A 16,927-nucleotide genomic window follows, 5' to 3' on the forward strand; every position below is an offset into this window, starting at 1 on the left:
GAGGTGCAGAATTAAGATGCATGTAAAAAAAGGTGATAAAGTTCAGGTAATCACTGGTAAAGACAAAGGAAAACAAGGCGTTATCCTTGTGGCTTTCCCAAAGCAAAACCGTGTTATCGTTGAGGGTGTTAACATCGTTAAAAAACACTCTAAGCCATCTCAATTAAATCCACAAGGTGGAATTATTACGAAAGAAGCACCTATTCACGTTTCTAATGTTATGGTATTAGATCCGAAAACAGGCGAACCTACTCGCGTAGGCTTCAAAGTAGAAGATGGTAAAAAAGTTCGTATTGCAAAAAAATCTGGTGAATTATTAGATAAATAATTTTCTTAAGAAAGGAGGTCACTTCATTGAATCGCCTTAAAGAGAAGTTCCAAAAGGAAATTACTCCTGCTCTAATGAGCAAGTTTAACTATAAATCTGTGATGGAAGTACCGAAAATCGAAAAGATCGTAATCAACACTGGTGTTGGTGACGCGGTATCTAACTCAAAAGCTTTAGACAATGCAGTAGAAGAATTAACGCAAATCGCAGGTCAAAAACCTGTTGTAACTCGCGCTAAAAAATCAATCGCTGGTTTCCGTCTTCGTGAAGGTATGCCAATCGGTGCGAAAGTAACTTTACGCGGACAACAAATGTATGAGTTCTTCGACAAATTAGTATCAGTTTCTTTACCACGTGTACGTGATTTCCGTGGTGTTTCTAAGAAATCATTCGATGGTCGTGGGAACTACACATTAGGTGTTAAAGAGCAACTAATTTTCCCTGAGATTGATTATGATAAAGTAAGTAAAGTCCGCGGTATGGACATCGTAATCGTTACTACAGCGAAAACTGATGAAGAAGCTCGTGAACTTTTAACACAATTCGGTATGCCATTCCAAAAATAATGGAAGCCAACGCTAAGTAGAGGAGGCGAAAACGTGGCTAAAAAATCTATGATCGCGAAACAAAAGCGTACTCCTAAGTTTAAAGTACAAGAGTATACACGTTGCGAACGCTGCGGTCGTCCGCATTCTGTATACCGCAAATTTAAGCTTTGCCGTATTTGTTTCCGTGAACTTGCATATAAAGGTCAAATTCCTGGTGTTAAAAAAGCTAGTTGGTAAAACCCACAAATGGGAAGGAGGTAAAACACATGGTGATGACAGATCCAATTGCAGACATGCTTACTCGCATCCGTAATGCGAACATGGTACGTCATGAGAAATTAGAGGTTCCTGCTTCTAAAATCAAAAAAGAGATCGCTGAACTTTTAAAACGTGAAGGTTTCATTCGTGATGTAGAATACATTGGGGATAACAAACAAGGTATCCTTCGTATTTTCCTGAAATATGGTGCAAACAATGAACGTGTAATCACTGGATTAAAACGTATCAGTAAACCTGGCTTACGCGTTTACGCAAAAGCTGATGAAGTACCACGTGTACTTAACGGATTAGGTATCGCTCTTGTTTCTACATCTAAGGGAGTAATGACAGACAAAGACGCTCGTCAATTACAAACTGGTGGAGAAGTAGTAGCATACGTTTGGTAATATATATTTAAAACGAACGGAGGTGTGACCACATGTCTCGTATTGGTAAAAAGATTCTTGAAATCCCTGCAGGTGTTACTATTACAGTTGCAGAAGACAATACTGTAACAGTAAAAGGCCCTAAAGGTGAATTAACTCGTACTTTCAAAACTGATATGTCTATCAAAATTGAAGAAAATACACTAACAGTTGAGCGTCCATCTGAACAGAAGGAACACCGTGCATTACACGGTACAACTCGTGCTTTAATCGGAAACATGGTTGAAGGTGTAACTACAGGTTTCGTACGCGGACTTGAATTAGTCGGTGTTGGTTACCGTGCTCAAAAACAAGGAGATAAACTTGTTTTAAGCGTAGGTTATTCTCATCCAGTAGAAATGACTCCAGAAGCAGGACTTGAAGTTGAAGTACCTGTACCAACTAAAATCGTAATTAAAGGTATCGACAAGCAACGTGTTGGCGAATTTGCTGCTAACATCCGCGCTGTACGTGCTCCTGAACCATATAAAGGTAAAGGTATTCGTTACGAAGGCGAAGTTGTTCGTCGTAAAGAAGGTAAAACTGCTAAGTAAACCCGTTAGGTGAAAGAAAGGAGTGACAAGAATGATCACTAAAGCTGCTAAAAATGCGACTCGTAAGAAAAGACATGCACGTGTACGTGCTAAACTTACTGGTACTGCAGAACGTCCACGTTTAAACGTGTACCGTTCTAACCAACATATTTACGCTCAAGTTATTGATGATGTAAATGGTGTAACATTAGTAAGTGCATCTACTCTTGATAAAGACCTTGCTCTTAACGGTACTAGCAATACTGAAGCTGCTACGAAAGTTGGAGAATCAGTTGCTAAGCGTGCTGTAGAGAAAGGCGTTAAAGAAGTAGTATTTGATCGCGGTGGTTACTTATACCATGGCCGTGTTAAAGCTCTAGCTGAAGCTGCTCGTGAGGCTGGATTACAATTTTAATGGTCAAAGGAGGGAAAATTGATGCAACGCATTGACCCAAGTAAATTAGAACTTGAAGAACGTGTAGTTACGATAAATCGTGTCGCGAAAGTTGTTAAGGGTGGTCGTCGTTTCCGCTTTGCTGCACTAGTTGTAGTTGGCGATAAAAACGGTCATGTTGGATTCGGTACTGGTAAAGCACAAGAGGTACCAGACGCAATCCGTAAAGCTATCGAAGACGCTAAGAAAAACCTAATCGCTGTACCATTAGTTGGTACAACAATTCCTCACACAATCAACGGTCATTTTGGAGCTGGTGAAGTATTCTTAAAACCTGCTGCTGAGGGTACTGGTGTTATTGCTGGTGGACCTGTTCGTGCGGTACTAGAATTAGCTGGTGTACAAGATATTCTTTCGAAATCTCTTGGTTCTAACACACCAATCAACATGATTCGCGCTACTGTGAACGGATTAAGCGAACTTAAGCGCGCTGAAGATGTTGCAAAATTACGCGGTAAATCTGTAGAAGAGCTACTAGGTTAAGGAGGGAAAACAAATGGCGAAAAAGTTAGAAATTACCCTCACTCGTAGTGTAATTGGTCGTCCACAAGATCAACGTGCGACGGTAGAAGCTTTAGGTCTTAAAAAGTTGAATTCAACTGTAGTTAAGGAAGAAACTCCTGCTATTCTTGGTATGATCAACAAAGTTTCTCACCTTATCTCTGTAAAAGAAGCTTAAGGATAACTCATTAATATAAGGAGGTGCCTGGGAATGAAACTTCATGAATTAAAACCTGCAGAAGGTTCTCGTAAAGTACGTAACCGTGTCGGTCGTGGTATCGGTTCTGGTAACGGTAAAACTGCTGGTAGAGGTCATAAAGGACAAAACGCACGTTCTGGCGGCGGTGTTCGTCTTGGCTTCGAAGGTGGTCAAACTCCACTATTCCGTCGTTTACCAAAACGCGGCTTCACAAACATTAACCGTAAAGAGTTTACTATTGTAAACTTATCAACGTTAAATCGTTTTGAAGATGGTACAGAAGTAACACCTGAATTATTGCTGGAAACTGGCGTTATCAGCAAGTTAAACGACGGTGTTAAAATTCTTGCAAGCGGAGCAGTAGAGAAAAAATTAACTGTTAAAGCGCACAAGTTCTCTTCAAGTGCTAAAGAAGCAATTGAAGCAGCTGGCGGATCAGTTGAGGTGATCTAATGTTTCGTACAATCTCCAACTTTATGCGCGTTGCTGAGATAAGACGTAAAATATTATTCACTTTAGCGATGTTAGTCGTATTCAGGATTGGCACGTTTATCCCAGTGCCATTTACAAATGGAGACGTACTGAAAGCACAAGATCAATTAAATGCCTTAGGTATCCTAAATACATTTGGCGGTGGCGCCTTGAAGAACTTCTCCATCTTCGCGATGGGAATCATGCCGTATATTACAGCATCCATCATCGTGCAATTATTGCAGATGGATGTTGTTCCTAAATTTTCGGAATGGTCGAAGCAAGGCGAAATGGGCCGTCGTAAACTAACGCAATTCACGCGTTACTTTACAATTGTTCTTGCGTTTATTCAGGGGTTTGGTATGTCAATCGGTTTTAACGGTATGGTAGGTGGGCAATTAATTTTGAATCCAGGTTGGAGCACTTATTTATACATTGCTACGGTACTGACTGCTGGTACTGCATTTTTAATGTGGTTAGGTGAACAGATTACATCTAAAGGTGTAGGTAATGGTATTTCCATTCTTATCTTTGGTGGTATTGCCGCAGCGATCCCAAGTGTTATATCTCAAGTGTATCAACAACAGTTTCAAAATATCGGAGATCAATTGTTCATGAGTATCGTTAAAGTTGCATTGATTTTACTAGCTGTGCTAGCGGTTATTGTTGGTGTTATTTTCATTCAACAGGCTGTTAGAAAGATCCCAATTCAATACGCGAAGCGTGTAACAGGAGGGAATGGGAATCATGCTGGAGCACAAAACACTCATTTACCACTTAAGGTAAATAGTGCGGGTGTTATTCCAGTCATTTTTGCTGTTTCATTCTTAATTACGCCTCCAACTATTGCACAGTTCTTCCCGAAACATGATGTGTCGCAGTGGATTATTGCAAACTTTAACTATTCTCACCCAGTGGGAATGATCATATATGTTGCGCTCATTGTAGCCTTCACATATTTCTATGCATTTGTTCAGGTTAATCCAGAGCAAATGTCAGAGAATCTAAACAAGCAAGGTGGATATGTTCCAGGTATTCGTCCGGGTAAGAATACAGAACAATATCTAACAAAAATCTTGTATCGTTTGACCTTTGTGGGATCAATTTTCCTAGCAGCGATTGCAATCTTACCAGTTATCTTTACGAAATTGGGAAATCTTCCTCCATCTGCACAGATTGGTGGAACGAGTATGTTAATCGTTGTCGGCGTTGCTTTAGAAACAATGAAGCAGCTAGAAAGCCAATTGGTAAAACGCCATTACAAAGGGTTTATCAAGCAGTGAGTAAGTGGGAAGAACTGTCTTCCCTACATGCTCATGTACTGAGGGGGAACAAGGATGAACTTGATTTTAATGGGGCTTCCTGGTGCTGGTAAAGGTACACAAGCCGAACAGATTATTGCCAAGTATAACATCCCTCACATCTCAACAGGAGATATGTTCCGTGCAGCTATGAAGGCTGAAACTGAACTTGGTTTACAAGCAAAATCTTTTATTGATAAAGGTGCGCTTGTTCCAGATGAAGTTACAATTGGAATTGTTCGTGAACGTTTAAGCCAAGAAGACTGTATTAAAGGCTTCTTATTAGATGGTTTCCCACGAACTGTTGCACAAGCATCAGCTCTTGAAGAGATTATGAAAGATCTTGGCAAAAAAATCGACTATGTTTTAAACATTAATGTGGATTCAGGGTTGTTATTAAAACGCCTTACAGGCCGTCGCATTTGTAAAGAATGCGGTGCGACTTACCACTTAGAATTCAATCCGCCAGCAAAAGCTGATGTGTGCGATAAATGTGGTGGCGAATTATATCAACGCTCTGATGACAATGAAGAAACTGTAGCAAATCGTTTAGATGTAAATATTAAGCAAACAAAACCTTTGCTTGATTTCTACGAGGAGCTTGGCTACTTACAAAGCATTAATGGTGAGCAAGATATCAATAAAGTATTTGCTGATATCGATGTTCTCATCGGAGACTTAGCGTAATGATCATCTGCAAAACTCCTCGCGAGATAGAAATCATGCGAGAAGCTGGCAGGATCGTTGCTTTAACTCATCAAGAGTTGAAACAACATATTACTCCAGGAATTACAACGAAAGAGCTCGATCAAATAGCGGAAAAGACGATTCGAAAATATGGTGCTACGCCATCTTTTAAAGGATACAACGGATTTCCGGGGAGCATTTGTGCTTCTGTAAATGAAGAGCTTGTACACGGGATTCCAGGGAAGCGTAAGCTCGAAGAGGGCGATATCATCAGTATCGATATTGGTGCGAAATACAATGGGTACCATGGTGATTCTGCATGGACGTATCCAGTTGGAAACATTTCTGAATCTGTTCAAAAGCTACTTGATGTCACAGAAAAATCGTTGTATCTTGGTCTAGAACAAGTAAAACCAGGCGAAAGATTATCAAATATCTCGCATGCGGTTCAAACACATGCTGAAGAGAATGGGTTCTCGATCGTTAGGGAGTATGTTGGTCACGGAATCGGGCAAGACTTACATGAGGACCCTCAAATCCCGCACTATGGTCCACCAAATAGAGGCCCTAGATTAAAGCCGGGAATGGTCATCTGTGTTGAGCCGATGGTGAATCAAGGAAGACGATATGTAAAAACACTATCTGATGACTGGACAGTGGTAACGGTAGATGGTAAATGGTGTGCCCATTTTGAGCACACGATTGCTCTTACAGAAGCAGGATACGAAATCCTTACCACTTTATAAGTAGCTGGCTCTCCGGGATTTCAGAGCAGTGTAAAATGTTACTGATTTGAAGAAGGGAGAACTATTGAATGGCTAAAGATGATGTAATTGAAGTCGAAGGTACCGTTCTTGAAACGTTGCCAAATGCTATGTTCAAAGTAGAATTAGAGAATGGGCATGTCGTATTGGCTCACGTTTCTGGTAAAATCCGTATGAACTTCATTCGTATTTTACCAGGAGACAAAGTTACGGTAGAATTATCTCCGTACGATTTAAATCGTGGTCGTATTACGTACCGTTTTAAATAATATAGCACTCCGTAATCTTTAAGGAGGTTCGAGACATGAAAGTAAGACCGTCAGTTAAACCAATCTGCGAAAAATGTAAAGTTATTCGTAGACGTGGAAAAGTAATGGTTATTTGTGAAAACCCTAAACATAAACAAAAACAAGGTTAATCAGAAGGAGGTGCATTCAAAATGGCACGTATCGCAGGTGTAGATATTCCTCGTGACAAGCGCGTTGTTATTTCTTTAACTTACGTATTCGGCATTGGTCGCACAACTGCTGAAAAAATTCTTACAGAAGCTGGTATTTCTTCGGAAACACGAGTTCGTGATTTATCGGAAGATGAATTAGGACGTATCCGTGATATCATCGATCGTATTAAAGTTGAGGGAGACCTTCGTCGTGAAGTATCTCTTAACATTAAACGTCTAATGGAGATCGGTTCTTACCGTGGTCTTCGTCACCGTCGTGGTTTACCAGTTCGTGGTCAAAACTCTAAAAACAATGCTCGTACACGTAAAGGTCCACGTCGTACAGTAGCAAATAAAAAGAAATAATAAGTAAAGGAGGTTGAACTAACAATGGCACGTAAAACAAACACTCGTAAAAAACGTGTGAAAAAGAATATTGAAGCTGGTATAGCTCATATTCGTTCTACTTTCAACAACACAATCGTAACACTTACAGATACTCATGGTAACGCACTTTCTTGGTCTAGTGCTGGTGCACTTGGTTTCCGTGGATCTCGTAAATCTACTCCATTCGCTGCGCAAATGGCTGCTGAAGCTGCTTCTAAAGTTGCAATGGAGCATGGTTTAAAAACTTTAGAGGTTACTGTTAAAGGTCCTGGTGCTGGTCGTGAAGCTGCAATTCGTGCTCTTCAAGCGGCAGGTCTAGAAGTAACAGCAATTAGAGATGTTACTCCAGTTCCTCATAATGGATGTCGTCCACCAAAACGTCGTCGTGTGTAATTTTTCTGTATAGAATTTTCCCTTTTGTCTATAATGGATATGATGCATTATCGAGAAATTTCGTACAGAAACATCGCTTGTTGTGCACAATCGGGAACTGCCTAAGGGGGACTTTCGGTTAAACAGAGGTTCTTCCTTTGTTTAACCGGGGTTTCGACGTTTTGAAGGAGGGTTTAGTTAATGATTGAAATCGAAAAACCGAAAATCGAAACGGTTGAACTTAACGAAGATGCTAAGTATGGCAAATTCGTGATTGAACCGCTTGAGCGTGGATATGGTACTACTTTGGGTAACTCCTTACGTCGTATTCTTTTATCCTCACTCCCTGGTGCCGCTGTAACTGCTATCCAAATCGATGGCGTTTTACACGAATTTTCAACAGTTGAGGGCGTAGTAGAAGACGTTACGACGATGATCTTAAACTTGAAAAAGTTAGCTCTTAAAATCTACTCTGAAGAAGAGAAGACGTTGGAAATCGATGTACAGGGCGAAGGTATTGTCACAGCTGCTGATATTACTCACGATAGTGATGTTGAAATCTTAAATCCAGATTTACACATTGCGACGTTAGCAAAAAATGCGCATTTCCGCATGCGTTTAACTGCAAAGCGTGGCCGTGGGTATACGCCAGCTGATGCAAATAAAAGCGAAGATCAACCAATAGGAGTAATTCCTATTGATTCTATTTATACTCCAGTATCACGTGTGACTTACCAAGTGGAAAAGACACGTGTCGGACAAGTGGCTAATTATGATAAGCTTACGCTTGATGTATGGACGGATGGAAGCATCGGGCCAAAAGAAGCTATCTCTTTAGGTGCCAAAATCTTAACTGAGCATTTAAATATCTTTGTTGGTTTAACTGACGAAGCACAAAATGCTGAGATTATGGTCGAGAAGGAAGAAGATCAAAAAGAAAAAGTTCTTGAGATGACTATCGAAGAACTAGATCTTTCTGTTCGTTCTTATAATTGCCTAAAACGTGCAGGAATTAATACTGTACAAGAGCTTGCGAACAAAACAGAAGAAGATATGATGAAAGTTCGTAACTTAGGACGTAAATCCTTAGAAGAAGTTAAACATAAACTTGAGGAATTAGGTTTAGGTTTACGTAAAGACGACTGAGGATTTAAACCCATCAACAAAGGAGGGAACTACGAATGGCATACAGAAAATTAGGCCGTACAAGTGCGCAACGTAAAGCTATGTTACGTGATTTAGCTACTGATTTAATTATCAACGAGCGCATCCAAACGACAGAAACTCGTGCAAAAGAACTTCGTTCTGTAGTGGAAAAAATGATCACTTTAGGTAAACGCGGAGATCTTCATGCTCGTCGTCAAGCAGCAGCTTTCATCCGTAATGAGGTTGCTAACGCTGAGACTGGTCAAGATGCACTTCAAAAATTATTCGCTGATGTAGCTCCACGCTATGCTGAGCGCCAAGGCGGATACACTCGTATTGCAAAAATTGGTCCACGTCGCGGAGACGCAGCACCAATGGTAATTATCGAGTTAGTATAATGATGATTAAAAGGGCAGGACAGTTCTTTTCAAGTAACTGGTCATGGCCCTTTTTTTTTAAGTATAAAAATAGGCTAACTTGACGAAAGAAAGGGTGCCTTGTATTGAAAAAAGAGAAACTTCGGACAGAAAATATATCATTTCAATATCCTGGGGCAGCCTCTTATGCATTAAAAGATGTTTCGTTTTCCTTATATGAAGGAGAATGGGTATCTGTTATTGGACAAAATGGTTCAGGGAAGTCTACACTTGCAAAATTATTGAATGGCTTATTTTTACCGGAATCAGGGAAAATTACTTTAAATGATACAATGATTTTATCAGAGGAAACAGTATGGGATGTTCGAAAGCAAATTGGCATGGTATTTCAAAATCCAGATAATCAATTTGTTGGAACGACAGTACAAGATGACGTTGTATTCGGCCTAGAGAACATCGGAATGCCAAGGGAGCAGATGATAGAAAGACTAGAACAAGCTCTGCAACTTGTCCGTATGGAAGATTTTTTAAATGAAGAACCCCATTCGTTATCTGGTGGACAAAAGCAGCGAGTCGCAATAGCAGGTGTTCTAGCACTTCAACCATCTATTTTAATACTAGATGAAGCAACTTCAATGTTAGACCCTCAGGGGAGACGTGAAGTAGTAGAAACGGTCAGACAACTTGTTGATCAAAAGGGTATTACGGTATTATCGATTACGCACGATTTAGAAGAAGCGGCACAGTCAGACCGTATTATTATTTTGAACAAGGGAGAAATACTAGAGGAAGGTACTCCAGAGCAAATTTTCAAATCCTCTCATATGCTCCAAGAGATTGGATTAGATGTACCTTTTTCGGTGAAAATAGCAGAATTATTAAAAAGAAATGAAATTCACTTGCAAAATACGCATCTTACAATGGAAAGCTTGGTGAACGAACTTTGGAGATTACATTCCAAAAAGTAGAACATCGTTATCAATATAAAACTCCATTTGAAAGACGCGCACTTTATGATGTAGACGCGTCGTTTCCAAGTGGGGGCTATTATGCCATTATCGGTCATACTGGTTCAGGTAAGTCGACGATGATTCAACATTTAAATGGTTTATTGCAGCCGACAAATGGTACGGTTCAAATTGGTGAACATTTAATTTCAGCAGGGAAGAAAGAGAAAAAGCTTAAGCCGCTACGAAAAAAAGTAGGGGTTGTCTTTCAGTTTCCAGAACATCAACTATTTGAAGAAACAGTTGAAAAGGACATTTGTTTTGGACCGACTAATTTTGGTGTATCTGAAGAAGAGGCAAAACAAAAGGCGAAAGATGCAATCCAGCTTGTTGGATTGGACATAGAGTTATTAGCACGTTCTCCGTTTGAATTAAGCGGTGGGCAAATGAGGCGTGTTGCAATAGCAGGCGTACTTGCGATGGAACCCGAAGTGCTTGTATTAGATGAACCTACAGCAGGGCTTGATCCAAAAGGACAGCACGAGCTCATGGAGATGTTTTACAATTTGCATAAGGAACAGGGGCTTACAGTCATTCTTGTTACCCATAATATGGAGGATGCCGCTAAGTATGCAGATCAAATAGTGGTCATGCATAAAGGAACGGTCTTTTTGCAAGGAAGAGCAGAGGAAGTATTTTCATATGCTGATGAATTAGAACAAATCGGTGTGGATCTTCCAATGTCTTTAAAGTATAAACGTGCAATTGAAGAGAAGTTTGGTATTTCAATTTCGAAGGCTACCTTATCTTTAGAGGATCTTACTCATGAAGTTGTACAGGTGTTACGAAAAGGTGGTCATGAATCATGCAGCAGTTGATTATTGGGAGATATATTCCAGGTCAGTCACTCATTCATCAACTTGATCCTCGTACGAAGCTGTTGATTGTCTTTTTATATGTATTTGTTGTTTTCTTAGCAAATAATGCGATTTCATATGGATTTTTATTTTTATATGCACTCATTGCTTTATTTTTTGCAAAAGTGCCGATTCGTTATGTACTTTCGGGCTTAAAACCAATTCTGTGGATTTTTCTTTTTACATTTTTCCTGCATATTTTTACAAATAAAGAAGGGGAAGTACTATTCCAGCTTGGTTGGTTTTCGATACATGAAAAAGGATTAGAGCAAGGGATATACATTTCTATACGATTCTTCGTTATTATTTTAATGACGACATTATTAACGTTAACGACGACACCTATTGAAATTACAGATGGGTTGGAGACGTTATTAAAGCCGTTCAAGCGTATAAAAGTTCCTGTTCATGAAATCGCATTAATGATGTCAATTTCACTACGTTTTATCCCGACATTAATGGATGAAACGAGTAAAATTATGAAAGCACAAGCGTCACGGGGCATTGATTTCGCCGGGGGACCTATAAAAGATAGGATGAAAGCTATTATCTCACTACTCGTTCCATTATTTATCAGTGCTTTTAAGCGTGCAGAGGACTTAGCGATTGCGATGGAATCTCGTGGATATAAAAGTGGCGAAGGACGTACTAAATTTAGGCAACTACGCTGGAAAATAAGTGATACAGTAACAATTGTAAGCTTACTTTGTTTAGCTTGTATTTTGGCATGGGTGCGGTCGTAATGGAGAATAGAGAAATGGAAAGAATAAAATGTACAGTTGCATATGATGGCATTCATTTTTGTGGTTACCAAATTCAACCACAGCATCGGACTGTTCAACAAGAAATAGAGAAAGCATTGCAGAAGTTGCATAAAGGAGAACTTGTTCGTGTGCAGGCATCAGGCAGAACGGATTCTACTGTTCACGCCAAAGGACAAGTGATACACTTTGATACACCTTTGTCTCTTGAAGAGTGGCAATGGAGTAATGCTTTAAATACAATGTTGCCGGATGATATTATTATCAGGCAGGTAGAGAAGAAAACAGAAGAATTTCATGCACGTTACGGTGTCGAGAAAAAAGAATATCGCTATCGTGTATTATTATCAAAGACTGCGGATGTATTCCGTAGAAATTACGTATATCAATATCCATATCCACTCGAAATAAACTCTATAAGAAAAGCGATTCCTTATTTTATTGGAACGCATGACTTTACTTCTTTTTGTTCGGCAAAAACTGACAAAAAAGATAAAGTACGAACAATTTATGAAATCGAATTAATTGAGCAAGACGATGAATTAATTTTTCGCTTTGTAGGTAATGGATTTTTATATAATATGGTCAGAATTATTGTTGGTACGTTACTTAGCGTAGGTCAAGGAAAGCTTGATCCGGATAGTATTCCAGAGATTTTAGCGAAGCAAAATCGCCAGTTTGCTGGAAAGATGGCTCCAGGTCATGGACTTTACTTATGGCAGGTAAACTATAACAACTAATCCTGGTGTAACATTTGCTTGACATTAGAAACTCAAAAGTATATCATAACATATGGTATTGTTTCTAAAACCACGATTAGCCCCGGAAGGAAATCGTGTTTAAGATAAACAATAGATTTTTTCTATGGAAAAGATAACGAGGAGGGAAACACATGCGTACGACTTTTATGGCAAAAGCTAACGAAGTTGAGCGTAAATGGTATGTGGTTGATGCTGAAGGTCAAACTTTAGGTCGCCTATCTACTGAAGTAGCATCCATTTTACGTGGTAAACACAAACCAACATTTACACCACACGTTGACACGGGTGATCATGTAATTATTATTAACGCTGAGAAAATTCATTTAACAGGTAATAAATTAAACGATAAAATTTACTACCGTCACACTAACCACCCAGGTGGACTTAAGCAAAGAACAGCTCTAGAAATGCGTACAAACTACCCTGTACAAATGTTAGAGCTTGCAATTAAAGGCATGCTTCCAAAAGGACGTTTAGGACGTCAAGTGTCTAAGAAATTAAACGTGTATGCTGGAGCAGAGCATCCACACCAAGCACAACAACCAGAAGTTTACGAACTTCGCGGATAATTAATTAAAGGAGGGCTTACTTTGGCACAGGTTCAATACTATGGCACTGGACGTCGTAAGAGTTCAGTAGCGCGCGTACGCCTAGTTCCAGGCGAAGGACGCGTTATTATTAACGGTCGTGATTTTGAAAACTATATCCCATTTGCTGCATTACGTGAAGTAGTGAAACAACCTCTAGTTGCAACAGAAACTTTAGGTAACTACAATGTACTTGTAAACGTAAATGGTGGTGGATACACTGGTCAAGCTGGTGCTATTCGTCACGGTATTTCTCGCGCTTTATTAAAAGCTGATCCAGAATACCGTCTAACATTAAAACGTGCGGGTCTATTAACTCGTGACGCACGTATGAAAGAGCGTAAAAAATACGGTCTTAAAGGCGCACGTCGTGCACCTCAGTTCTCAAAACGTTAATTTTTGCGAACTACAAACCCCAACCATTTTGGTTGGGGTTTTTTATGTTTAATTCTTCTTTTGTAATTTTTTTAGCTTGGAATATTTTAGTGCTACCGTCCTACGTATGCTTCTTCTTTAGAAGTTTAGACTAATACGTATTAGGGAGGTTTATAAGTACTATGAATGTCATTGTCAGCTTACAAGAAAAACAAAAAGAAAAGCAGTTAAAATACGAGCGGAAGATGCTGCGAGAATTATCATTAAAAACATTGCGTTTAAATATTCGTGATGCCTTTCAAATGCAAGAACTTCATCGTCAGTATGAAGATTATTGCATTGAACTAGGGATAGAATCTTATTTATTAGGAGCGAGATACAGTAAATTTGGTTATCATGGCGAATCATTCTTTGATGTGAAATATAGGGCTTTAGAAGAAGAACAACAATTAACTGAAACGTTATTTCAATTTTTAACGAGTATGACTATACGTGAAATTAAGTTGCAAGACGAGGAATTGCTTTTTGAATCTTGCCAGCAGTTTATCGGCTTGTGGTGGCAGGAAGGCTATGAAAAAGGCGAAAGAAGATATCGATTAAAGCTACACTAAGACAAGCATAAACTTTCCTCTTGTCCCATATAAGTAATTAGAGGGACTAGCTGGAGGAGGAAAGGTATGAAGAGAATTCGAATTATCTCTTTTGCGCTCGCTGCGGTTGTTTTGTTTTTTTTAGTTAAACAAGAATTTCAAATTACAAAATCGTGGCGAGCTTGGAATTTACCCTTATCAGGGAAAGTGATTGTACTAGATGCTGGGCATGGTGGGCCAGACGGAGGGGCTGTTGGTGGAAAGGATATTGTAGAAAAAGATATTACACTTGAGATTACAAAAAAGGTACAAGATTATTTACAAGAACAAGGTGCTTTAGTTATTTTAACGCGTGAAGGAGATTATGATTTAGCTAATAAAGATACAAAGTCATATAGTAGACGTAAAGCAGAGGATTTAAAAAAGCGTGTTGAGATCATTAATAAGCCTGATGTAGACTTTTTTGCGAGTATTCATTTAAATGCCCTAACTAGTAGTGGATCTAAGGGCGCACAAACGTTCTACTATCGTTCTTCTATTGAAAATGAACGGGCTGCGAAATTTATACAAGCTGAATTGAGAACAAGCTTAGAAAATACGAATCGTTCTGCTAAAACAATTCCTCACGTGTATTTATTGAAGTATGCCAAAACACCAGGTGCTTTAATTGAGGCTGGCTTTTTATCGAATGTGAATGAAAGATATATGTTAAATTCGGAGAAATACCAACAAAAAGTAGCTGCTGCAATATATCGTGGTATATTACGTTATTTTACGGAAAAAGGAAATCCTCCAGAATAAGGAGGATTTTTTCGAGTTTCTCTCGTTAACGAAGTTTTCCGAAAATATGTTATACTGGAAATGTAAACGCATTTATTTCAAAAATAAAGAGAGATAAATTTAATTAACAATACGTTATTTTTCATACAGGGGGCTGGGCTAATTATGGTAACAAAAGAGCAGGTAGTGGAAGCATTGGAAGGGATTGTAGATCCGTTTATACATAAAACGTTAAAAGAAACAAATGCAATTAAAGAGGTGACAGTCAAGCCTGAGAAGGAACATGTAAGTGTTAAAATTGCAATTGTAAAGACGGGTACAGCGGAACAAATGCAGTTGCAGTCTGGAATTGTAAAGTTAGTAAAAGAACTTGGAGCAACAACAGTGGGACTTCGTTTTGCAGAATTTACAGAAGAGGAATTAGCTCAGTTTGCACCACCGCAAGAGGAAGAGAAAAGTGAATCCTTATTATCACCGAACTCAAATACAACATTTTTAGCAGTGGCAAGTGGAAAAGGTGGAGTAGGGAAATCAACTGTTTCTGTTAACCTTGCAATTGCTTTAGCTCGTTTAGGCAAAAAGGTTGGTATCATCGACGCGGATATTTACGGTTTTAGTGTACCGGATATGATGGGTATAGAAAAACGTCCAATCGTAAGAGGTGATAAGATAATACCAGTGGAGCGTCTAGGCGTGAAAGTAATCTCAATGGGATTCTTTGTAGAAGATAACGCACCTGTTATTTGGAGAGGACCGATGCTTGGGAAAATGTTAAATCACTTTTTCACAGAAGTAGAGTGGGGTGATTTAGATTACTTAGTATTGGACCTACCACCAGGTACGGGTGATGTTGCTTTAGATGTACATTCGATGTTGCCGGCTTGTAAAGAGATTATTGTAACAACGCCGCATCCAACAGCGGCATTTGTAGCAGCGCGCGCTGGAGCCATGGCTTTACGTACAGAACATAGTATTCTTGGTGTTGTTGAAAATATGGCGTATTTTGAAAGTAAAGCGACTGGTGAAAAAGAGTATGTGTTTGGAAGAGGTGGAGGAGATAAATTGGCTACGGAACTCCAAACGGATATACTTGGCCGAATTCCACTTCAACAACCTGATTGGAATAAAGAGGACTTTGCGCCGTCAGTATATGAAGATACACATACAACGGGTCTCATTTATCGTACGATAGCTGAGACAGTTATTGATAAAACAGCTGTTACACAAAAATAAAGTAGTAATGAGTGGACAATATATACATTGTCCACTCAGTGCTATAATTTTTATTATTGTTCTTTGTTCCCATCTTGAGAACCGCCTTCACCACCTGCGCCTTTCTTATCAGACCCACCTTTTTCGGCTTTTTGTACACCTTTACTAATGATGTCAATCATCTTAGCTTGGAAGAGAGGACTTTCGGCAGTTTCAGTTAGTACTTGCTGTAAATATTGACGATATTCTTTACTCTTCATTGTTTGTAACATAATTTTCTCTACTTCAGGATTTTTCATAATCTCTATAACACCTGATTGGTATTCAGGATCTTTTAGTAAAGTTTTCATTAAGTTTGTTTGTTCTTTTCCCATACTTTTAGCAAATTTCGATGAGAACTCAGGGTCTTTAAAGAGCTTTTCCCAGAATTGTTGCCCTTTTTCAGATACCAGTGCATCTTCAATCGTTTTCTTTACTACTGTTTCATCTAGTATGAGTGCTTGTTTCATTTTTTCATCAGTTAATACATCTTGGATCGCTTTTTTTCCTTGATCGGTTTTTAAAATATCAACAATCATTTTTTTTGTTTGATCATAATCAAGTTCGGATTTTGCTTCTTTTTCTTGTGCACATGCCGCTAGTGCTATAAATAGAAAAGAAGAAATCAAAACGAGCAGCATCCGTTTCATAAGTTGGAGCTCCTTTCAGCAAAGTTCTCTTTTTTTAATATAAATCTCTTTAAGGAATTTATACATTAACATGGCTAGCTTTTTGAAATTGTCATTGTTACAATTTAATTAGAAATAT

General features: G+C 39.0%; 28 protein-coding genes. 27 read left to right on the top strand and 1 reads right to left on the bottom strand.

Annotation, left to right across the window (positions count from 1 at the left end; genetic code table 11):
- Nucleotides 1-16 precede the first annotated feature (16 nt).
- The 27 genes from rplX to NSS97_RS00855 all read left to right on the top strand — a co-directional run bounded on the left by rplX (nucleotide 17) and on the right by NSS97_RS00855 (nucleotide 16,141).
- Nucleotides 17-328 (top strand): 50S ribosomal protein L24, encoded by a 312-nt coding sequence (gene rplX, locus NSS97_RS00725; RefSeq protein WP_000558201.1) that lies wholly within the window; start codon nucleotides 17-19, stop codon nucleotides 326-328.
- Between the two features lie 26 nt (nucleotides 329-354).
- Nucleotides 355-894 (top strand): 50S ribosomal protein L5, encoded by a 540-nt coding sequence (gene rplE / locus NSS97_RS00730; RefSeq protein ID WP_002091528.1) that lies wholly within the window; start codon nucleotides 355-357, stop codon nucleotides 892-894.
- A gap of 33 nt (nucleotides 895-927) precedes the next feature.
- Entirely contained in the window at nucleotides 928-1,113 is a 186-nt protein-coding gene (gene rpsN / locus NSS97_RS00735) for a 30S ribosomal protein S14 (RefSeq protein ID WP_001085700.1), read from the top strand.
- 29 nt (nucleotides 1,114-1,142) lie between these two features.
- Nucleotides 1,143-1,541, top strand: a complete 399-nt coding sequence (rpsH, locus tag NSS97_RS00740; RefSeq protein ID WP_002009764.1) for a 30S ribosomal protein S8 — start codon at nucleotides 1,143-1,145, stop codon at nucleotides 1,539-1,541.
- Between the two features lie 32 nt (nucleotides 1,542-1,573).
- Nucleotides 1,574-2,113, top strand: a complete 540-nt coding sequence (rplF, locus tag NSS97_RS00745; protein ID WP_002009762.1) for a 50S ribosomal protein L6 — start codon at nucleotides 1,574-1,576, stop codon at nucleotides 2,111-2,113.
- A 31-nt stretch (nucleotides 2,114-2,144) separates the two neighbouring features.
- Nucleotides 2,145-2,507, top strand: a complete 363-nt coding sequence (gene rplR / locus NSS97_RS00750; RefSeq protein WP_002009761.1) for a 50S ribosomal protein L18 — start codon at nucleotides 2,145-2,147, stop codon at nucleotides 2,505-2,507.
- A gap of 21 nt (nucleotides 2,508-2,528) precedes the next feature.
- Complete coding sequence (gene rpsE / locus NSS97_RS00755; RefSeq protein WP_002009759.1) at nucleotides 2,529-3,029, top strand: 30S ribosomal protein S5; 501 nt, start codon at nucleotides 2,529-2,531, stop codon at nucleotides 3,027-3,029.
- 13 nt (nucleotides 3,030-3,042) lie between these two features.
- Nucleotides 3,043-3,225: a 50S ribosomal protein L30 gene (gene rpmD, locus NSS97_RS00760; protein WP_002009757.1), complete on the top strand. Its 183-nt coding sequence runs from the start codon at nucleotides 3,043-3,045 to the stop codon at nucleotides 3,223-3,225.
- A gap of 33 nt (nucleotides 3,226-3,258) precedes the next feature.
- A complete protein-coding gene (rplO, locus tag NSS97_RS00765; protein ID WP_002009754.1) occupies nucleotides 3,259-3,699 on the top strand; it encodes a 50S ribosomal protein L15 in 441 nt (146 codons plus the stop codon).
- Complete coding sequence (gene secY, locus NSS97_RS00770) at nucleotides 3,699-5,000, top strand: preprotein translocase subunit SecY (RefSeq protein WP_002091534.1); 1,302 nt, start codon at nucleotides 3,699-3,701, stop codon at nucleotides 4,998-5,000. Before rplO ends, secY begins: the two co-directional genes overlap by 1 nt.
- Nucleotides 5,001-5,054: 54 nt before the next feature.
- Entirely contained in the window at nucleotides 5,055-5,705 is a 651-nt protein-coding gene (locus NSS97_RS00775; RefSeq protein WP_002009751.1) for an adenylate kinase, read from the top strand.
- Nucleotides 5,705-6,451 (top strand): type I methionyl aminopeptidase, encoded by a 747-nt coding sequence (map, locus tag NSS97_RS00780; RefSeq protein WP_000582542.1) that lies wholly within the window; start codon nucleotides 5,705-5,707, stop codon nucleotides 6,449-6,451. Before NSS97_RS00775 ends, map begins: the two co-directional genes overlap by 1 nt.
- Nucleotides 6,452-6,519: 68 nt before the next feature.
- Nucleotides 6,520-6,738 (top strand): translation initiation factor IF-1, encoded by a 219-nt coding sequence (infA, locus tag NSS97_RS00785; protein WP_001029884.1) that lies wholly within the window; start codon nucleotides 6,520-6,522, stop codon nucleotides 6,736-6,738.
- A gap of 35 nt (nucleotides 6,739-6,773) precedes the next feature.
- On the top strand, nucleotides 6,774-6,887 hold the full coding sequence (gene rpmJ / locus NSS97_RS00790) for a 50S ribosomal protein L36 (protein ID WP_000868344.1): 114 nt from the start codon (nucleotides 6,774-6,776) through the stop codon (nucleotides 6,885-6,887).
- Between the two features lie 21 nt (nucleotides 6,888-6,908).
- The gene (gene rpsM / locus NSS97_RS00795) at nucleotides 6,909-7,274 is read left to right on the top strand and encodes a 30S ribosomal protein S13 (protein ID WP_002009746.1); all 366 of its coding nucleotides are present in this window, start codon (nucleotides 6,909-6,911) and stop codon (nucleotides 7,272-7,274) included.
- 24 nt (nucleotides 7,275-7,298) lie between these two features.
- Nucleotides 7,299-7,688 carry a 30S ribosomal protein S11 gene (rpsK, locus tag NSS97_RS00800; RefSeq protein ID WP_002009745.1) on the top strand — a complete coding sequence of 130 codons (390 nt, stop codon included), beginning with the start codon at nucleotides 7,299-7,301 and terminating at the stop codon, nucleotides 7,686-7,688.
- 180 nt (nucleotides 7,689-7,868) lie between these two features.
- Nucleotides 7,869-8,813 (top strand): DNA-directed RNA polymerase subunit alpha, encoded by a 945-nt coding sequence (locus tag NSS97_RS00805; RefSeq protein ID WP_002009743.1) that lies wholly within the window; start codon nucleotides 7,869-7,871, stop codon nucleotides 8,811-8,813.
- Between the two features lie 35 nt (nucleotides 8,814-8,848).
- Complete coding sequence (rplQ, locus tag NSS97_RS00810; protein WP_000331490.1) at nucleotides 8,849-9,211, top strand: 50S ribosomal protein L17; 363 nt, start codon at nucleotides 8,849-8,851, stop codon at nucleotides 9,209-9,211.
- 104 nt (nucleotides 9,212-9,315) lie between these two features.
- Entirely contained in the window at nucleotides 9,316-10,158 is an 843-nt protein-coding gene (locus NSS97_RS00815; RefSeq protein WP_002009740.1) for an energy-coupling factor ABC transporter ATP-binding protein, read from the top strand.
- Nucleotides 10,134-11,015 carry an energy-coupling factor ABC transporter ATP-binding protein gene (locus NSS97_RS00820; RefSeq protein ID WP_044441810.1) on the top strand — a complete coding sequence of 294 codons (882 nt, stop codon included), beginning with the start codon at nucleotides 10,134-10,136 and terminating at the stop codon, nucleotides 11,013-11,015. The genes NSS97_RS00815 and NSS97_RS00820 overlap by 25 nt, the downstream gene beginning before the upstream one ends.
- Entirely contained in the window at nucleotides 11,003-11,797 is a 795-nt protein-coding gene (locus NSS97_RS00825; RefSeq protein WP_002124692.1) for an energy-coupling factor transporter transmembrane component T family protein, read from the top strand. The genes NSS97_RS00820 and NSS97_RS00825 overlap by 13 nt, the downstream gene beginning before the upstream one ends.
- 14 nt (nucleotides 11,798-11,811) lie before the next feature.
- The gene (gene truA / locus NSS97_RS00830; protein ID WP_002124694.1) at nucleotides 11,812-12,555 is read left to right on the top strand and encodes a tRNA pseudouridine(38-40) synthase TruA; all 744 of its coding nucleotides are present in this window, start codon (nucleotides 11,812-11,814) and stop codon (nucleotides 12,553-12,555) included.
- 152 nt (nucleotides 12,556-12,707) lie between these two features.
- Nucleotides 12,708-13,145, top strand: coding sequence for a 50S ribosomal protein L13 (gene rplM, locus NSS97_RS00835; protein ID WP_002029337.1), 438 nt, complete (start codon nucleotides 12,708-12,710; stop codon nucleotides 13,143-13,145).
- Between the two features lie 21 nt (nucleotides 13,146-13,166).
- On the top strand, nucleotides 13,167-13,559 hold the full coding sequence (rpsI, locus tag NSS97_RS00840; protein ID WP_002009728.1) for a 30S ribosomal protein S9: 393 nt from the start codon (nucleotides 13,167-13,169) through the stop codon (nucleotides 13,557-13,559).
- A gap of 161 nt (nucleotides 13,560-13,720) precedes the next feature.
- On the top strand, nucleotides 13,721-14,149 hold the full coding sequence (locus NSS97_RS00845) for a DUF2521 family protein (protein WP_002029335.1): 429 nt from the start codon (nucleotides 13,721-13,723) through the stop codon (nucleotides 14,147-14,149).
- A gap of 66 nt (nucleotides 14,150-14,215) precedes the next feature.
- A complete protein-coding gene (gene cwlD, locus NSS97_RS00850) occupies nucleotides 14,216-14,929 on the top strand; it encodes an N-acetylmuramoyl-L-alanine amidase CwlD (RefSeq protein ID WP_002009721.1) in 714 nt (237 codons plus the stop codon).
- A gap of 144 nt (nucleotides 14,930-15,073) precedes the next feature.
- The gene (locus tag NSS97_RS00855) at nucleotides 15,074-16,141 is read left to right on the top strand and encodes an Mrp/NBP35 family ATP-binding protein (RefSeq protein ID WP_002009718.1); all 1,068 of its coding nucleotides are present in this window, start codon (nucleotides 15,074-15,076) and stop codon (nucleotides 16,139-16,141) included.
- 53 nt (nucleotides 16,142-16,194) lie between these two features.
- Here NSS97_RS00855 and gerD read toward each other — a convergent pair whose 3' ends face one another.
- Nucleotides 16,195-16,809 carry a spore germination lipoprotein GerD gene (gerD, locus tag NSS97_RS00860; protein ID WP_002009716.1) on the bottom strand — a complete coding sequence of 205 codons (615 nt, stop codon included), beginning with the start codon at nucleotides 16,807-16,809 and terminating at the stop codon, nucleotides 16,195-16,197.
- Between the last annotated feature and the right edge of the window lie 118 nt (nucleotides 16,810-16,927).

The sequence above is a fragment of the Bacillus sp. FSL R12-0074 genome, from assembly GCF_038005725.1.
In the GTDB taxonomy this organism is placed as follows: domain Bacteria; phylum Bacillota; class Bacilli; order Bacillales; family Bacillaceae_G; genus Bacillus_A; species Bacillus_A mycoides.

Excerpts from the sequence above, each read along its gene's own strand:
- NSS97_RS00855 (WP_002009718.1), top strand. The coding sequence starts at position 15,074 with ATGGTAACAAAAGAGCAGGTAGTGGAAGCATTGGAAGGGATTGTAGAT.
- rplO (WP_002009754.1), top strand. The coding sequence starts at position 3,259 with ATGAAACTTCATGAATTAAAACCTGCAGAAGGTTCTCGTAAAGTACGT.
- NSS97_RS00775 (WP_002009751.1), top strand. The coding sequence starts at position 5,055 with ATGAACTTGATTTTAATGGGGCTTCCTGGTGCTGGTAAAGGTACACAA.
- rplR (WP_002009761.1), top strand. The coding sequence starts at position 2,145 with ATGATCACTAAAGCTGCTAAAAATGCGACTCGTAAGAAAAGACATGCA.
- rplQ (WP_000331490.1), top strand. The coding sequence starts at position 8,849 with ATGGCATACAGAAAATTAGGCCGTACAAGTGCGCAACGTAAAGCTATG.
- rplM (WP_002029337.1), top strand. The coding sequence starts at position 12,708 with ATGCGTACGACTTTTATGGCAAAAGCTAACGAAGTTGAGCGTAAATGG.
- rpsK (WP_002009745.1), top strand. The coding sequence starts at position 7,299 with ATGGCACGTAAAACAAACACTCGTAAAAAACGTGTGAAAAAGAATATT.
- rpsE (WP_002009759.1), top strand. The coding sequence starts at position 2,529 with ATGCAACGCATTGACCCAAGTAAATTAGAACTTGAAGAACGTGTAGTT.
- rpmJ (WP_000868344.1), top strand. The coding sequence starts at position 6,774 with ATGAAAGTAAGACCGTCAGTTAAACCAATCTGCGAAAAATGTAAAGTT.
- rpsM (WP_002009746.1), top strand. The coding sequence starts at position 6,909 with ATGGCACGTATCGCAGGTGTAGATATTCCTCGTGACAAGCGCGTTGTT.
- truA (WP_002124694.1), top strand. The coding sequence starts at position 11,812 with ATGGAAAGAATAAAATGTACAGTTGCATATGATGGCATTCATTTTTGT.
- rplF (WP_002009762.1), top strand. The coding sequence starts at position 1,574 with ATGTCTCGTATTGGTAAAAAGATTCTTGAAATCCCTGCAGGTGTTACT.
- rplX (WP_000558201.1), top strand. The coding sequence starts at position 17 with ATGCATGTAAAAAAAGGTGATAAAGTTCAGGTAATCACTGGTAAAGAC.
- NSS97_RS00845 (WP_002029335.1), top strand. The coding sequence starts at position 13,721 with ATGAATGTCATTGTCAGCTTACAAGAAAAACAAAAAGAAAAGCAGTTA.
- NSS97_RS00825 (WP_002124692.1), top strand. The coding sequence starts at position 11,003 with ATGCAGCAGTTGATTATTGGGAGATATATTCCAGGTCAGTCACTCATT.
- rpmD (WP_002009757.1), top strand. The coding sequence starts at position 3,043 with ATGGCGAAAAAGTTAGAAATTACCCTCACTCGTAGTGTAATTGGTCGT.
- NSS97_RS00805 (WP_002009743.1), top strand. The coding sequence starts at position 7,869 with ATGATTGAAATCGAAAAACCGAAAATCGAAACGGTTGAACTTAACGAA.
- rpsH (WP_002009764.1), top strand. The coding sequence starts at position 1,143 with ATGGTGATGACAGATCCAATTGCAGACATGCTTACTCGCATCCGTAAT.
- cwlD (WP_002009721.1), top strand. The coding sequence starts at position 14,216 with ATGAAGAGAATTCGAATTATCTCTTTTGCGCTCGCTGCGGTTGTTTTG.
- map (WP_000582542.1), top strand. The coding sequence starts at position 5,705 with ATGATCATCTGCAAAACTCCTCGCGAGATAGAAATCATGCGAGAAGCT.
- infA (WP_001029884.1), top strand. The coding sequence starts at position 6,520 with ATGGCTAAAGATGATGTAATTGAAGTCGAAGGTACCGTTCTTGAAACG.
- secY (WP_002091534.1), top strand. The coding sequence starts at position 3,699 with ATGTTTCGTACAATCTCCAACTTTATGCGCGTTGCTGAGATAAGACGT.
- gerD (WP_002009716.1), bottom strand. The coding sequence starts at position 16,809 with ATGAAACGGATGCTGCTCGTTTTGATTTCTTCTTTTCTATTTATAGCA.